This is a genomic window from Lysinibacillus sp. NPDC056220 (assembly GCF_049315265.1).
Lineage (GTDB): Bacteria > Bacillota > Bacilli > Bacillales_A > Planococcaceae > Lysinibacillus > Lysinibacillus pinottii.
The window spans coordinates 405,027-420,547 of record NZ_JBMOXD010000003.1; the positions used below are offsets into that span (position 1 = coordinate 405,027).

Below are 15,521 nucleotides of genomic sequence, written 5' to 3' on the forward strand. Positions count from 1 at the left end.
TCGATTAACTTTATTCCAGATTTTTGAGCTTGCTTGAATTCATTAGAGATTTTACATTTAACTATCAACGAAGAGGCTAAACCACTGAAACTTTGGTATAGGGGGAAAAAACATGAAGAGCATTAAAAAGCGGTTACTTTTTTTCACATTGGGATTACTATTAGTAGCCTCCATTGTTAATGCGGGCTTAGCTGTATGGATTGTTAATAAAAAGAGCCAAGAAGTACTAATAGAAAAGGCTCAAGAGCAAGTTTTTGAAATGGCTAAACAAGCCGAAACAATTTTAAATGCTGAAACAGATCCAATACCTGAACTACAAAAATTAGTTGATACAAAAGTACAACAGGACAATGTAACATACGCCATTATTATTGATAAAAATGTCAAAGCTGTTGCACATAGTGACTCAAATAAGTTAAATAAAGTCTATGAGGATGACTACACAATAGAAGGGGCCACTAAAGGGGTAAAACAATTTACAAGATGGTATGCCGAAGTTCAAGGTATATGGACGTATGATATTATGGAACCTATTTACCGTAATGGTGAGCTTTATGGTGTTATGGACATCGGAGTCCCTGAAAGTGGAATCAAATCCATTATTGAACCTGTTCTAATGTTTCAAATCATTATTGGCATTGCTAGTTTTTTAATTATTGGTAGCTTAATGTGGTGGATTATTGATCGTATCGTTAGAGCACTAAAAAGTTTAGAAAATACGCTACAGCAAACCGCAAATTTAGATTTCCATGAAAGTGTGGAATTAGTAAAGCTATCGAATCACAAAGATGAAATTGGACAAATGGCTCAAGGCATCACAGCCATGCGTTCCGCCCTTAGAGATATAACGGTTAATATTCAAAGTACAAGCAATGAGTTAGTAGAATCATCTACAACACTTTTACAGATTGCAGATGATACTGTACAAACAACGGATGAAATTGGTATAGCGATTAGCGAAATTGCTAAATCCACTGAGGAGCAGGCATACGATACCGAAAAAGGAGCCGAACAATTAGAACAGCTTTCAAGCAATATTGACCGTGTATTTGAGCATACTGAAAAAATTGCAACAATGACAGCTCAAATTGATGATTTAAGCAATCAAGGTGTAGATACGGTTCAGCAGCTTTCTATATGGTCGGAAAAAAATCGCGATTCATCACAGCAAGTTAGTACAATTGTTCAAGAAGTTGATAAAACATCTTCAGACATTTCGAGTATTGTTAATACAATTACAGAAATTGCTTCCCAAACAAATTTACTTGCTCTTAACGCTTCGATTGAATCTGCTCGTGTTGGCGAGGCTGGTAAAGGCTTTGCAGTTGTTGCTGATGAAATTCGGAAGCTATCTGAGCAAACATCTAACGCAACAGAAATTATTAAAAGTAAAATTACAGCCATTCAAGCGATTTCGAAAAGTGCTGTAACGGAAATCAAAACTAGCATTGAAATCGTTGAACAAAATGCAAAGGCAGCTACAGACACTAGCAATATTTTCAATACAATTAAAGAGGCTTTAGATCAAACAATTGAAGTTGCTCGTGATGTTCAGCAGCTTTCATCTGAAATGAATCAGAGCAAGGAGAAAATTATTAGCTCTATTCACAATATTTCTGGGTCGGCAGTGGAAACATCTGCTGGAACAGAGCAAGTCTCCGCATCTGCACAAGAACAATTAAAGAGTATCAACATCGTATCAGAAAAAGCTCGTGACCTGAATTTATTCGCGGAGCAACTAAGAAAAGAAATAGATAAATTTTCACTGTAAAACATTATTCAAATAAAGGTATTGTAGCTCGAATCATTACGCAAGGCACATGTTGAAGTGTCTTGCCAATGTTCGGGCTTTATTTTTATGTCGCTCACTTACAGTAGGTTATGTATATTATGATTTCTAAAACTTTGTTCAATTTTGCTTTAAGTAGGCTAACAGTGCGATTACCCATCCCCTACGGCAAAATATTAACTGACGTAATGAACAACCTAATAAACCCCAATTTTTAATTTTTTTCTTTTTTAATCGGTGCTGTCATGCCACTTAATTTATGGAAATGCACTATCAATAACATTCATTCGAAAAAGATGAGATACATGTATCTACCCTCATGGATAAAATCATCACCTTAAATTCATTTGAAAAATCTTATGAAATCAAATCATGATGATTTTGGGGTACATACTATTCCTTACCTCTCCCCTCAACCTTTCATGTTATATTTAATAACTTAATACACTACAACAAACATTGATATATCAACGTTCCCCCACAAAAAAACACCCGTTTTGTAAACGAGTGTTTCGAATCTTTTATGACAACTGTTTTTTTCAAAATAACAATTAGGTTGCCCAATGCCATCTAACATAACCACCACCGACATCATTTGTTTGTTTTGGAATACTACATCAAATTTCTTTATTTCATAAAAACACCTCATATGAGATGTTTAGTTTCTTCAGTCTAATAAATCGTAAATCTATATTACTGCTCTAAAACCTCTTGGATAGATTGTTCTAAAATATCCATTGCCAGTTCTAATTCATGTTCCTTAATGATAAGTGGTGGAGTGAGAGTAAGCACATTTCCTTGGGATACTTTAAAACTTAATCCCTTTTCCATACATTTATACATAACTTGCTCTGCTTCAGATATAGCTTTTTCTTTCGAATTGCGATTTAGTACTAATTCTACTCCGTATAAAAGACCGATTCCTCGAACATCACCTATAATTTCATAGTGCTCTTGCATCTTTTTAAGACGTATTCTCATATAATTTCCTAATTGATTAGCTTTATCAATTAATTTAAAATCCTCGATATAATTAAGAGTAGCCAATGCTGCTGCACAACCTAATGAACTTTTTTCATGAGTGTAATGACCGAGTGCAATATCTTGGGCAACATCAAGTTCTCCTTTTACAAGCATCGCTGCCATTGGAAATACGCCTCCCCCCAATCCTTTTCCCAATAAAACAATATCTGGAATAACTCCAAAGTTTTCAAAAGTGAACATTTTACCTGTTCGCCCTAAAGCTGTTGGAATTTCATCAAAAATCAATAATATATTGTTCCTATCACAAATATTACGTAAACGTTGATAGTACTCTTTTGGTGGGATATGTACGTCTGTACAACGAACAGGCTCTAAAATAATTGCACCGATTTCATTTTCTCTTTCAAGTACATATTCTAGATAGTCAAGGGATTTAAATCTACCATTGTCATCATCAAACAAACCACGATATGAATTGTAAGGAGCTATATGCAGACTCCCTGGCATTAGAGGGCCCATACCGTTACGGAAAAGTGCTTCTCCTCCAACTGAAATAGCGTCTAAAGATGCACCATGAAATGAATCCCACATAGATATAGTTTTAAATTTACCTGTTACCTTTCTAACAAGTTTTAAAGCCATTCCAACAGCTGAAGTTCCCCCAGGAGTCAACAGTACTTTATTTAAACTTTCTGGTGCAATATCAACTAATTTTTTTGCCAACTGGATCGCAACTTTATTTGTATAACGTCTTGGTGAGAATGGAAGAATATCCAACTGCTCTTTTACTGCTTGGATAACATATTCATTACCATAGCCTATTTGATGAACATTATTTCCATGAAAATCCATATACTTCCTTCCATCTATATCCTCTATGTAAATTCCATAGCTTTTTTCAATAATATTTAAACAAGGAGTAGAAAGAGATTGATGTAAATAATACTTAGAGTCATCGTTTAAAAACTCAAAAGATTCTTTGCTCAAATGTTTTTCTTGCCATAAAGAACGAGTTTTTGTTAAATTAATGTCCCCCTCTGTTCTTAACACTTCAATGTTTTCTTCCATTATTTCTTCTCCTCCATTATAGGTAATTAATTCTTTTACCTAAACAAAATAACATTTGTTTTTTAAATAGATATTAATATCTTGTAAATCTTTTCACCTAATCACATTTATACGTAGTTGTTGGTTGTGAATCAAGGGTGAGGAACTGCCCTATACTTACTTATCAGGGCAAAATAAAAAACCACTCAATGGAGTGGTTAAAAATTTTTAATATAAGATTTTGCCTAAATGAAATAAGCGTGTCTAATTTTGGGGAGGCACTTCACTTTTTAATGAGCACCTAGTTTTTTTATTTTCATATTTTAATTTGAAATACAAATGTAGAATAATAGAAATTACCAACCCTACGCCACAAGCTATGTAATTAAATGTTGATGATAACGTAAATATTTTTGAAACAAAAAAAAGAACTACAAAATATAATAATATAAAAATTGAAGCTGTTTTCCTACCAGTACTCATAGTCATTACACCCTAAAATTAATATTGTTTAAATTTCTAAATTAAAATTGAAGCTTTTTTTCGTAAAATGACTATTTTTATCTTTTCCATAGTCAATTTTATATATTTGGTATAAAACAGCTTTTGCATCTATTATTTTATTGTGGTGAATCGATAAAATAAATATATTAGTAGAACTATATACCATAGGTACGTACTAACATGCCATTTAATACTTTTTATCTAGCTATAGCTAAATTTAACTCGAACAATTATTATCCTATCATTTCCAGCAACGCCATTTCAAGGGGGGATTACTGCCAAATCCTTGGAGGTCATATTCCAATTATATGGCGCGCAATTCTTATCACGCCAATTATTTCGTCATTCACTGGCGTGAATTGGCGTTGTTTTATCCCTCATAAGCCAAAAGATACATTTTTGCTAAATCCAAAGTAAAAACTTAAAATTATTTCTCCTACTTGTCCCTCTCCCTATTACATTCAGCATTAATAAATTAATGAACTAACACAAAATTTGATATATCAACGTTTTCCCACAAAAAAACACCCGTTTTGTAAACGAGTGTTTCGAATCTTTTATGACAACCACTTCGGTGGTGTGTTTTTTTCCCAATAAATATCGCCTAGGTTATAATGTGCCATGAAGTTGTCCTCGACACTGTGATAATGGAAGTTGTAATAATAGCCTTCCTGTGGTCTTTTTTCTGTACGTACATGGAAGCGGATTACATCAGCTCCTGTGTCGGTGTTGATCACGTTAAAAATTTTCTCACCATAATTACCACTTGGCTTTTCTGAGATGGTTAAAGATGCTAAAGCTTGCTCGTCCAAACTAGCGACAGTCATTGCAATCGCCTCCTCCATTTTTGGGAAGATGATGTTGTCGAATTCATGGCTAATTTTTGGACCAATTTTAGTACCAAACTTTATGTATGATTGCTCTCTCGCTGCATCCATAAGCAAGGCATTATAATCAATTTCCTCCTCTTGGATATGAACCTGCTCGTCCCTACTAAGATCAGGCTCAGCAGCTAGAGCCGTGCTTGTCCCTGATGCAGGACCAATAGATGCACGATTCGAAGGATTTTGATCAAATGCTTCCCATATTTCATGCGTTGGCGTAATTAAACCAAATGTTAAAAACGCAACCATTATGACAATACTTTTTTTAACCCACGTTTTCATTCAGTATCACCTACTCTTTATGTACAAATTGGTAATTCTCCTATTATTATATACGTTCTCGCCATTAAAAGGTTTCATATTTCTATAATTCATTGTACAATATTTATGAATAATGTGTCGTTTTTTAAAGGAGGTACAAAGCATGAGCATCGCAATGGGTATTGGTCTTTTATTAATGTTAGGTTATTTATCATCTTTATGTTTCACGGACTAATTTTTTTATTTTGTAATATGTACCCTACAAAGCCCTCAAAAGCCTGTTCTAAGCAGCTTTTGGGGTTTTTCATTTATTCTTTACAATGCAGATTAACGCAAAGTAAATTTATGTAGTAATGCGTATTAACTTTTGGCTGCATTAACTGTGCATCCACCCTTCGCCTTTATGAGTATCGATTTCTGCATCAAAATTGGACTAATTTTCTCGTTTAATAAAGTCTCTTTTTCTTTGTTGTGAACCGACTACATGCACGTTTACAACATTGGATAAATCGTTTTAAAGGAGTTGTTTGTAAATACCTCAATCATTACTTAGAGCGGTTTTTATTTGTAGATAGTCATAGTAATGAAGGCACAAAAAACAACAGAAACATATCGTAGTGGACACTGTCGTATTTTTTATTTAGTAGTTCAATGACTATTGAAGATACTTTTAATAAAAATTAGAGCCACAGTTTAGTGACTCTAATTTTTATGTCTATTCTTTACAAAAATCCACAAATTTTTTTGCCTGTATTAAGGACATATCGGTTTGCTCTCTCACAAACTTCACCGCTTTAATTTCACCGTCGGACTTTATTTTCTCTTTTACTAAGGCAATCAGTTCTTTATTATAGATTTTAGTATAATCCATTTTTCCGACCTCCTCTAATCTATAATACCTTATACGACTACTTTAACCATTTAGTTTCAAATATATATTAATACCACAAAAAGGCATTTTTAAAAATAAGGAAAAATCGATTGTAAGGGCTCATCTATACCAGATAAAACAACATTAAAATTTAACAGTGCCTTATGTTTAAAAAAATTCTAAGTATTTAAATGATCCAGTATGTCATGCCAATAGCTGTTAGAACAGCCACTCCAAAAGATCCCAGTACTAACCAGCGCGGAACATGATTAGTCTTCTTTATTGTCACATATTCTATTACTCGAACTACTACGTAAATAAAAGCAGCCGGCATAATAAGCGTATCAAAAGTAATAGGTCCATTCAATGCAATCATTAAAGCAATAAATAGCATCCCAAAAACTAATAATGACATGAATCCATGACTAATTGGATCAAAAATTCCACTTTGCGAGGTCCTAGGGTTCTTCATTTAAACACCTCTCTTATTCAAAGCAATAGGTTTGAACTCCATCGATACCTAAAATTTCAGCAGCCGCTCCTCCACCAATTGCTAACCAATCGCTAGTAGTTGATGCTTTAGCTAATAATTGAACAGTAGCTTTAACTCCGCCTAATCCTTTAATTGCTTTATAGGCAGCCGCTCCTGGAACAAATACTGCTGTAATGGCAGCTCCACATTTAGCTATATCCCAAGTTTTACCAGCTATAACCTTTATGTCGTCCCAAAGATCTCCCCAAAAACCTAATGGCATAATTTCATTTTCCCCAGATTTTTTAATAGCAACTAAATCACCATTCTCCTCTACTATAACAGATTTGACATCTGCTGAAAAATGAACAGGAGATCCAAGTTCTTCAAACATGTCATTTAAAACCGTTACTTCTTTAGCATTTTCTGCTAATACAATATTACTATCTAATTGATCTGTACTAAAATTAGGGTCAAATAGTGCACCTAAAAAATCTTCTTGTTGTTTCTCAGTGTCTAACCCTATTAATACTTCATTAATTGCTTGAAGTTGTGTCACCACTTCATCTGCAATATTTTGTTGTTCTGGTGTAAACTGTGAAATTTGACTCGCCTCTAAGCTAATAGTATCCTTTTTCTCTGCGGCAAATGATGTTGATGTATGTGCCTATTAAACCGAAAGTCATAACTGCGCATGAAACTGAAAGTACTAATTTCTTTAAAACCATGATATCATACACCCTTCTAATTAAATTTTAATGAAATAACGACAGAGTCATATAATTCTAGTCTATTGATGTTTTTAGCCTGTCAACCAAATAACTAGACTATTAAAATAATTACTTTCACTTACGCAAATAAACACCCTCAGTAACCCATAACATTAAGTATCTAGTTACAGATTACAGCAACTTCAAAAATCAACCATTATAAACATAGATTTTTGAATTGCGTACCAATAATGGCTTTTTCATCATCATTTCCCCCCTTTGCGTTTAAGGATGTACTCATAATAATACAAATATTGTAAAAAATCATTTCGATCTGAAGTGAAAAATATAAAGATACTTATATTTACCCATTTAGCCTTAGAAATGGGTAAGAATAGGATATAAGAATGTTTCACTAGGAGGTATATGAATTATGAAGAGTGGGTAATGAGTGGGTAAATAAAAAAAAGCTCCCCTTTTACCTGATTCATAGGGTAGCAATTTTTTATACATATCATGTGAACAAGTGCCTTTGCTCATGGTAGACAATTTGATAATACAAAGAATTATTTAATAATTTAAAGAAGAATCCTGCATTCTTATAATGCGTGTTTATTAAATCCTTATTTTCCCCAACACGTTCATAACATTTTGCTAAATAATAATTATAGTGACCAAGAAAAGACATATTTTCTAATTTGACAGATCGTTTAATCCCTTCTTGTAGTAAATCTATTGCTTCCTTATATGACTTCATATCATAGAAAGTTTTGGATTTATTATAAATAACTCTTAATATATAAACGTCCCTGCTCATTTTTGGTGAAGTTTCATTAAGTAGCTCTAAATTGATTTTATTATAGTAAACCAATGCGGATTTATAATCATTATTCGTTGCATAGATAAACGCAATAGTATTACAAATACGTTCCTTTAAAAAATCTTTATCTAATATCACAGAGTATTTTGTTGATAGGAGCTCTTTTAAATTACGTATTACTTCATTGAATCGTATTTTCTTTAATTTATAAGAACTCAAATTTAATTGCCATTTTAAGAAATGGTTAAGCCATGGATCAACGGGTTCTGCGATTTCTTTTACCGCAATTTCATAAATTTGCTCATATTTATGTTTTGCTGTCAATTCTTCGAAATACATGACCAGCTGGTGGACTTGACTGTAATTATTCATAAACAAGACATGGAGGAAATAAGAAAATGGTTTTTTCAAACGGAGAGATAAGTAATAAATTGTATCTAAGCTTGGTAATATTTCACCCTTCTCAATTAAACTGATTGTCGGTTGTGTACATATTCCATCACTAAGCTGCTTTTGGGTTAGCTTTAAGTTTTTTCTAGTATTATATATTACATTTCCTAACTCTTGTATATTCATTTTCTAACACCTCTTTACCTTTAAATATATTTAAAAGGAGAATATCAAATGAAAAAATTAAAAACAGTATTAATTCTTGCTCTATTAGCTACGCTAATTGTTACTGGTCACGACTCAATTATTACAACACTAGATTTACCTTATGAAGCTTAAGAAATCCAATATATAGTAATTAAAAATTTTATTTCTCAGGACCCACTCATCGTTGAATTAAACCTAAATGAAAAACCATGTGCCCTCTTATATGGAAAGCGCAAGGTTTTTCATTTTTTTACAATTGCTTTTTAATACAATTCAGTTCATTGTAAAAATCGTAGCAGCACGTTGGACATTCTTCACATTCCTTATTAAAGAAATGTTCCCGATTGTTGAATATCGTTTATCACTTAAAGACCCTATAATTGAATTATAGGAACGATAGAAAATGTAGTTTTAAAGCGTCAATATACAGGTTTTTATTCAGCAAACACACTTACACATCAAAGCTGTATAAACAATAATCAAAGGAAAATCCATGAAATGTTGGCTTAACAGCATTTCTCGAATTTCGATTTCTCTCCAAACTTTAATTTGGGAATGTTTTTAAGTTTATCTATGTATACGTTAAATCCTCTTTTCATTAAAGCACCACCCGTGTGCCTTCCTTGTAGGGCCAAGTTAGCACGCCATCACAGAAAATGAAAGCTGGTTAAGTTCTCGAGTTTAATTTCGTTATATGCGAGTTAACGGTGTTTCTGGTCGACTAGAGCAATACTTGCAAGTAGGATCACTACATGTTGATTCAGTCCAACTATTACATTTAGGACAAAAATAAGCATCAAAATCATCGTAATATAATAAATTACATTTGCATTTAGAACATTTATCTTGTTTCATTTCACCATAAAATTCAAAATCATCTATCATCACTTTGCCATAGCCTTCTGTTATTTTCATAAATAACCTCCTTGAAATCAATTAATTGGTAATTGATTACCATATTAGAATATATTATCCATGTAATTATTTCAAATATTTTACATTATTTTTCACCTTTCTACTTCGTTAAAGAGCGATTTGAAAAGCTTTCCTCGTTGCGTCACCACAGTAGCCTGCAAAAATTTTGAATTAAACTAATCTATTGGAGGGCATAATGAACACGAACAGAAATGAGGGCCCTATAAGCTATAAAAATAAAAAATTCTCTATTTATTCATTGGAAGAAATTGAAAAACTGCTTGAACATTTTTTATCATAAAAAAATTATCGATGATAGTTGTTTTCTATTGGCAACGATAGATGTATCTAGCACATAAAATTAAGCCAAAAAAAGTCGGTTTCCTGTGCGTTCAGGAAACCAACTGCTCAATCTAAACTGGTCTATTAACATATGATTTCTATAACCAAACTTTAAGCACATGCATTAGCCGTCCTTACTACATGCCTAGCCTCTTAACACCCACCAATTGCTGTCCCCTAAATTCCATTTTGTATATATCCGGCTTGGTTGTTTGTAGCAAAAAATCTAAATTGTACGTTTCATGAAAGTATCCCATCATCAAGGTCATGACTAATGCGTGAGTACCTATTACTACTTTTTGTCCCTCATAAGTAATTAATAGCTCTTTTAAAACTTTTACAGCTCTTGTTTGACAATCGGTATTCGATTCTCCACCCTCTATTGCAAGATTGGGGTCCAAGAAGGATTTCTCCAATAGCGGAAATAATTGACTATCAGGTAATCGCTTTTCTTCTGAAGAAAAAATTCTCTCTTTTAATTCTTCACAAACGATCACTTCCTGACTCAATTGTTTAGCTAATGGCTCAACAGTTAATATTGAACGAGTATATGGACTGGATAGTATAATATCAATTCCTTCACTCTTTAACACATCAGCTATACTTTGAGCACCTAAATGTCCTTTCACAGTTAACCCTCTTGTCCGTTCATTTCCAACATACGGAGATTCACCGTGCCGTACCATATAAATGAACGTCGTTTTTCTATTATCAAATGCCACCACACTCACCTCGTGTATTATTTAGCAGGAATAATATATTAGATTAGATTCCAAAAATATATTCTTTATCCTTTTTTTAGTACCATTTTATAGAACGAATCTTAATGAAATGAGTTTCAAGAAATGTAATTTAACACCATCAATCAGCTTACATTGGTAATTTGATAAAGAATAAAGAGCTTTCTATTCGACTCGATCTGCTCCAACTCCTATTCTAAATTAAAAATAAAGAGCATCATCCTTTTCAGGAATGATGCTCTTATAAAACCATATTTACGTATGTTCAGGGTCTTACTATAACTGATAACTGCTATATTATGCTCCAACGGCTTGTTTATATATACCCTAGCTTGTTAAGAAGACAATTCATTATTATCGCCAATTCTGCACGGGTTGTGGTTGAAGTCTTTAAAAATCACCTTTATTATCCCCTATTGCGATACCGTTGGAAATGATTTTTTGCATTACCTCAGTAGCCCATATCTAACAATTGGGGTGCAGCTCATTATTATTCGCAAGGGTAGTATTTTTATTGCCAAGCTTGCTCCTTACTATTCCATTGTTTAAAAAACTCTCCATCTGCCACCATGGCTTCATATATGGGATCGAAAAATTGCTTAACGATTCCTTTTTCTAGTATAGGTGTTACCTCTAATGTCAGACGATGTTGATCAAGCATTTCTTCAAGATAAGCCTGTAATTTACGACCTTCTATGTGTTGTGTTTGTAGTACCCTCTCTATATCCAATACGACCTTTGAGGTCACAGCTGGATATTGGTAAATGTCAAGCAGGGCTTGGGCAACTACATATTCAATTGGATATGTATAGAGCTCCGCTGGCTTCATGTCTAGCACTGATGGGGAAGTAATGATCTGTGGTGCGACTCGATTTTCTATAAAGGTTATTTTTAATTCTATGTATGTAGTGATAGAGCCCAATGTAGCTGGTATTTTCAAGTGTATACTCGTATCCATTATGATACTTTCTATGTCATTTTCGAAAAATTGAACACCGTCCTCTGGTATCTTAATCGAACAAATTTCTGCAAATGCCTGTTGAACTAAGTCGTTTTGATAAGCGCTTTGTTGGGCTGTAAGCGTTAGTTCATTTGGTGGGATCCCTACTCCTTCAGCCAATGTAAAGAATAAAAAATCCCCTTCTATGTAAAATTGATCATAATAGGATGATGTTGATAAACGGTTGAGAAGTCTTTCCTGACAATAAAACAGTATTAATTGCTCAATGCTTGCATTCTTCATTTCTGCCATTTTTGTTAATTGTGTGATTACATCTGCTGATTGTGTATTGATTTTCTCCATAAACTTCCCTCACCTTTTTGATTTTTCAGATTTTCAACTATAGAATTTTGACTTTTACTAAAATTCTTGCTTTCATTATTACTTATTTGTCTAGCATAGTAAACGGCAATGTATACCAGCATAATTTTGGCAACAAAAAAAACTGCCAGCAACTCATGCGACAGCGTTCATCAATTAGACAAGGGGCAGCCTCGCTCATGCGAAACTACCCCTTTAGTATTTATAGGTAACATTTTCGTAAATTGTAAAAGTCTCAACCCAATCATCTGGGGAATATTATCTTGAAACAATAGTTGTTTCATCACCGCGGTAAAATTCCACTGTGTGCTCTCTAACTTAAGCAACGCAAACCCTACCATCTTTTGCGTCCTTGCAGCCCCAAAGCATGCGCCAGTGTGAATAAGTATCTACAAAAACAAAAAGCAGAATGCCAGATTACTGAAATATGCCACCTAAAATAGCACGTTTCCAATTATAGCACTCTACATTAAAAATGTAAAGCACTAATTTAAAATCTGTTAGCACCATTCGAATTATAGGACAAAAATCAATTGAGTTCCTATATTGAATGGCATTCTTTTCTTGAATAGATGAAGGCACCACCTGATCCCATAATCATTACATGTTTACCGGAAGGAGAAAACCCACATTTTATAGCACCATCCAAACGCTGTATATCAATAGCTGTAGCATTGTTCAAATAGCTATAACGGGGTGTAAATAGATAATCGAGTACTACTGTTGCACGTGGCCACCACGGGTAAATGACTTCAACCTGCCAGCCATCCGGTGTCACATGTATCCCATCTCCCGCTTCCAAGCCAAAAATGGCGGTAGGCTTTTTTGATATCGGAGAGTGAAAGGTTAAGCGGTCTTCACTGACACAGTCCTCCGTCAATTCCTTATCTCGTTCTCGATGAAGACGAAGACCCGTTATCGGTTCAGTGACACTATAGCCAGACCCACTTATGAGGATGATATTTTCATCTTGATCCCATCCACATGCTAGGACACCATTGGCAGCAATTACCGTTTCATGTTCCCACGGACTCGGAGGCTTTGTAGTTTTCAAAGATTGTGCCTTGGCTAGTAAATCTAGTTCAAAAGGGGTTCTAATTTCGTTAATCGTCATATGGGATTTGGAGCCTCCTTCTTATTACAATCTAGTTAAATAGAGGCCTGTCTAAAAACAAGCCCCTACACTTCCAGAACACCATAATGAAACTTAGCTGTCACTCGCTCATATTGCTGAAAATGATATTTCCTAAACCATTCTGATCGAAAATGGGCTTTCAGCACCACTCTCTTTTTAGCGACCCGCATCGCTTCTTGCACCCATTCATCGGTTAAATTAACATGCTCACCTGCTAAGCGCAATGCCTCAAAATTATTGGACTCTTCAATCACTTCTTCGAACATAGGATCCATATAAACGACATCAAACGCATTCGCTGGCATTTCTTTTAAATAACGGACTGCCTCGGCATGGACGACCTCGATTTGTCGCATACAGGCCGTTAATGGTAGCTCTGTTGTATCATAAGTTTGCATCCCTTGCCCGACAACGAAGGCCACATTTGGATTCGCTTCCAAGCCTACTATGCGCCCTGTTTCCCCGACGATATAAGCCGCCAACATGGCATCCGCCGCTAGCCCAAGCGTACAATCCAGCACTGTATCACCTAGCTGAAGCTGGGCAGCCTCTAAAAATGGCTCCGCCTCACCTCGAGCGATCCGTTTTAAGCGAAACGCCGCAGAATTAGGATGGAAGAAAAACGGCTCTCCTGCCCCAAAAGCATAATAATCATAGCGATTCTTCCCTGCTACTAGGATATTCGCCTGAAATTCCTGTGACATCTTCCAAACAGAGCGCTTTTTCCTCGGCTCAAACGCAGCTCCTAATGTTTGACATGCAAAAGCAGCGAGCGCCATCGATTCCTCGTCTGGTCTGCCCGCTGTTGTTACAATCGTATTTATTGCTCGCATGTTTGCTCTAGCACGCCCGTTAAATGAGCAACAATTTGCTCCACAGGGAAGCCTTCAATTTGTTCACGTGGAATAAAGTAAGCCAATTCTCCATCCTTTAAAATCGCCATGGAAGGTGAGCTTGGTGGCACATCTTCAAAGTAACCGCGCATCGCCGCAGTCGCCTCTGGGTCCTGCCCCGCAAACACTGTCACAAGATGATCTGGCTTCACTGCCGCAATCGCCTCTCGCGCTGCTGGACGAGCAAGCCCTGCCGCACAACCACACACCGAGTTAATGACTACTAACGAAGTCCCCTTCGTCTCAGCCATAAATTCATTTACCGCATCAGCCGTCGTCAGCTCCGTAAACCCAGCTCCCACCAGCTCCTCACGCATTGGTTTCACAACCTGCTTCATATATTCATCATAAGCGTTCATGCTTTTACCCTCTTTCCTATGTATTCGCAAACCTTATTATAGCAAGGTTTTGTATGAATGTACAAAGACATGCTTTTTGTTTGATTTCGGGGGTTTTCGGGGGGAATGTGACTTTTTGTGTAACGAGGGTTGGTTTGTTAATCGCTTGTTACAACCCCAAAAACGGAATTAATGGGTGGGATTTTAGTTATTGCGGCCATCACTCTAATTTAGAGAGGATTTTATAAGGTACTCACTTTCAATTGAAAAACTATCATTTTCACGATATGTTGCATCGTATCCGTTTCATACATAAAGCGATTAACAAAGATGATACATTGTCAGAACTAAAAGATTTAGCCTTCCGATTATTCTTCAAAATTTTCGGGCCTAAAAATTTTGTTTCGCCTGTTTAATCATTAGTAATACTAACTTTAACGTAAGCTTAAACATTATCTAACTTAGAGCTTAATAAATCCTCACTTGCATGACTTGTACCCGTTGACAAAAATCCGAAAATAGCTAGTGCAAAAATAGAATTTAAGATTTTTTTGAACATATTATTATCACCCTTTCTTTATTTTTTCCATATCAACACATAACAGACTGAAAATAGATAATTTTCTGAAATTTTAACTAAAAAATAATTTATATATGATATATCCGACAAATATCAACAAAATTAACGCAATCGATTCTTTCCAACCCATACCAGTTAAATTCCCGCCAATTCCTCTATTAATGCCATCATTTAAAGAACCAGTAGGATTCTTTTTAAGTTCACTTTGTCTTAAACGTTCTCTTTTTTCTTCTGGTGTTTCCTTTGGATCCATGTGATAAACCTCCTAAAAAATTTTAATTTACTTATTTATAACACATATGGTTTTAATATTTATCA

14 protein-coding genes and 1 pseudogene are annotated in these 15,521 nt (G+C 34.8%); 2 read left to right on the forward strand and 13 right to left on the reverse strand.

Annotation, left to right across the window (positions count from 1 at the left end):
* Window positions 1-112 precede the first annotated feature (112 nt).
* Window positions 113-1,771 carry a methyl-accepting chemotaxis protein gene (locus ACOZBY_RS12090; RefSeq protein ID WP_012294270.1) on the forward strand — a complete coding sequence of 553 codons (1,659 nt, stop codon included), beginning with the start codon at window positions 113-115 and terminating at the stop codon, window positions 1,769-1,771.
* Window positions 1,772-2,482: 711 nt separating this feature from the next.
* Here ACOZBY_RS12090 and pbfA read toward each other — a convergent pair.
* Window positions 2,483-3,841, reverse strand: coding sequence for a (R)-1-hydroxy-2-aminoethylphosphonate ammonia-lyase (gene pbfA / locus ACOZBY_RS12095; protein WP_031417098.1), 1,359 nt, complete (start codon window positions 3,839-3,841; stop codon window positions 2,483-2,485).
* A 1,040-nt stretch (window positions 3,842-4,881) separates the two neighbouring features.
* On the reverse strand, window positions 4,882-5,490 hold the full coding sequence (locus ACOZBY_RS12100) for a YpjP family protein (protein WP_031417167.1): 609 nt from the start codon (window positions 5,488-5,490) through the stop codon (window positions 4,882-4,884).
* 450 nt (window positions 5,491-5,940) lie between these two features.
* Here ACOZBY_RS12100 and ACOZBY_RS12105 point away from each other — a divergent pair.
* A pseudogene (locus tag ACOZBY_RS12105) lies at window positions 5,941-6,072 on the forward strand (IS1595 family transposase); the annotation flags it as partial.
* Between the two features lie 112 nt (window positions 6,073-6,184).
* Here ACOZBY_RS12105 and ACOZBY_RS12110 read toward each other — a convergent pair.
* From ACOZBY_RS12110 to ACOZBY_RS12160, 11 genes are all read right to left on the reverse strand, one after another.
* Window positions 6,185-6,340 (reverse strand): hypothetical protein, encoded by a 156-nt coding sequence (locus ACOZBY_RS12110; protein ID WP_012294197.1) that lies wholly within the window; start codon window positions 6,338-6,340, stop codon window positions 6,185-6,187.
* 187 nt (window positions 6,341-6,527) lie between these two features.
* On the reverse strand, window positions 6,528-6,812 hold the full coding sequence (locus tag ACOZBY_RS12115; RefSeq protein WP_036161459.1) for a hypothetical protein: 285 nt from the start codon (window positions 6,810-6,812) through the stop codon (window positions 6,528-6,530).
* 13 nt (window positions 6,813-6,825) lie between these two features.
* Window positions 6,826-7,371, reverse strand: a complete 546-nt coding sequence (locus ACOZBY_RS12120; RefSeq protein WP_422762412.1) for a hypothetical protein — start codon at window positions 7,369-7,371, stop codon at window positions 6,826-6,828.
* A gap of 665 nt (window positions 7,372-8,036) precedes the next feature.
* The gene (locus ACOZBY_RS12125; protein ID WP_207974148.1) at window positions 8,037-8,918 is read right to left on the reverse strand and encodes a helix-turn-helix domain-containing protein; all 882 of its coding nucleotides are present in this window, start codon (window positions 8,916-8,918) and stop codon (window positions 8,037-8,039) included.
* Between the two features lie 711 nt (window positions 8,919-9,629).
* Entirely contained in the window at window positions 9,630-9,854 is a 225-nt protein-coding gene (locus ACOZBY_RS12130; RefSeq protein WP_031417169.1) for a hypothetical protein, read from the reverse strand.
* Between the two features lie 479 nt (window positions 9,855-10,333).
* On the reverse strand, window positions 10,334-10,882 hold the full coding sequence (locus tag ACOZBY_RS12135; protein ID WP_422762516.1) for a histidine phosphatase family protein: 549 nt from the start codon (window positions 10,880-10,882) through the stop codon (window positions 10,334-10,336).
* A gap of 565 nt (window positions 10,883-11,447) precedes the next feature.
* On the reverse strand, window positions 11,448-12,239 hold the full coding sequence (locus tag ACOZBY_RS12140; protein WP_422762413.1) for a nucleotidyl transferase AbiEii/AbiGii toxin family protein: 792 nt from the start codon (window positions 12,237-12,239) through the stop codon (window positions 11,448-11,450).
* Window positions 12,240-12,798: 559 nt separating this feature from the next.
* Window positions 12,799-13,371, reverse strand: a complete 573-nt coding sequence (locus ACOZBY_RS12145; protein WP_422762414.1) for a hypothetical protein — start codon at window positions 13,369-13,371, stop codon at window positions 12,799-12,801.
* A 65-nt stretch (window positions 13,372-13,436) separates the two neighbouring features.
* Window positions 13,437-14,225 (reverse strand): class I SAM-dependent methyltransferase, encoded by a 789-nt coding sequence (locus ACOZBY_RS12150; RefSeq protein ID WP_422762415.1) that lies wholly within the window; start codon window positions 14,223-14,225, stop codon window positions 13,437-13,439.
* Window positions 14,213-14,644 (reverse strand): BrxA/BrxB family bacilliredoxin, encoded by a 432-nt coding sequence (locus ACOZBY_RS12155; protein ID WP_012294187.1) that lies wholly within the window; start codon window positions 14,642-14,644, stop codon window positions 14,213-14,215. The genes ACOZBY_RS12150 and ACOZBY_RS12155 overlap by 13 nt, the downstream gene beginning before the upstream one ends.
* 611 nt (window positions 14,645-15,255) lie before the next feature.
* Complete coding sequence (locus ACOZBY_RS12160) at window positions 15,256-15,456, reverse strand: DUF6366 family protein (protein ID WP_200991191.1); 201 nt, start codon at window positions 15,454-15,456, stop codon at window positions 15,256-15,258.
* Window positions 15,457-15,521 lie beyond the last annotated feature (65 nt).

What these genes read in the sequence shown, in the direction of transcription:
- ACOZBY_RS12090 (WP_012294270.1), top strand. Translation starts at nt 113, where the DNA reads ATGAAGAGCATTAAAAAGCGGTTACTTTTTTTCACATTGGGATTACTA.
- pbfA (WP_031417098.1), bottom strand. Translation starts at nt 3,841, where the DNA reads ATGGAAGAAAACATTGAAGTGTTAAGAACAGAGGGGGACATTAATTTA.
- ACOZBY_RS12100 (WP_031417167.1), bottom strand. Translation starts at nt 5,490, where the DNA reads ATGAAAACGTGGGTTAAAAAAAGTATTGTCATAATGGTTGCGTTTTTA.
- ACOZBY_RS12110 (WP_012294197.1), bottom strand. Translation starts at nt 6,340, where the DNA reads ATGGATTATACTAAAATCTATAATAAAGAACTGATTGCCTTAGTAAAA.
- ACOZBY_RS12115 (WP_036161459.1), bottom strand. Translation starts at nt 6,812, where the DNA reads ATGAAGAACCCTAGGACCTCGCAAAGTGGAATTTTTGATCCAATTAGT.
- ACOZBY_RS12125 (WP_207974148.1), bottom strand. Translation starts at nt 8,918, where the DNA reads ATGAATATACAAGAGTTAGGAAATGTAATATATAATACTAGAAAAAAC.
- ACOZBY_RS12130 (WP_031417169.1), bottom strand. Translation starts at nt 9,854, where the DNA reads ATGAAAATAACAGAAGGCTATGGCAAAGTGATGATAGATGATTTTGAA.
- ACOZBY_RS12135 (WP_422762516.1), bottom strand. Translation starts at nt 10,882, where the DNA reads ATGGTACGGCACGGTGAATCTCCGTATGTTGGAAATGAACGGACAAGA.
- ACOZBY_RS12140 (WP_422762413.1), bottom strand. Translation starts at nt 12,239, where the DNA reads ATGGAGAAAATCAATACACAATCAGCAGATGTAATCACACAATTAACA.
- ACOZBY_RS12145 (WP_422762414.1), bottom strand. Translation starts at nt 13,371, where the DNA reads ATGACGATTAACGAAATTAGAACCCCTTTTGAACTAGATTTACTAGCC.
- ACOZBY_RS12150 (WP_422762415.1), bottom strand. Translation starts at nt 14,225, where the DNA reads ATGCGAGCAATAAATACGATTGTAACAACAGCGGGCAGACCAGACGAG.
- ACOZBY_RS12155 (WP_012294187.1), bottom strand. Translation starts at nt 14,644, where the DNA reads ATGAACGCTTATGATGAATATATGAAGCAGGTTGTGAAACCAATGCGT.
- ACOZBY_RS12160 (WP_200991191.1), bottom strand. Translation starts at nt 15,456, where the DNA reads ATGGATCCAAAGGAAACACCAGAAGAAAAAAGAGAACGTTTAAGACAA.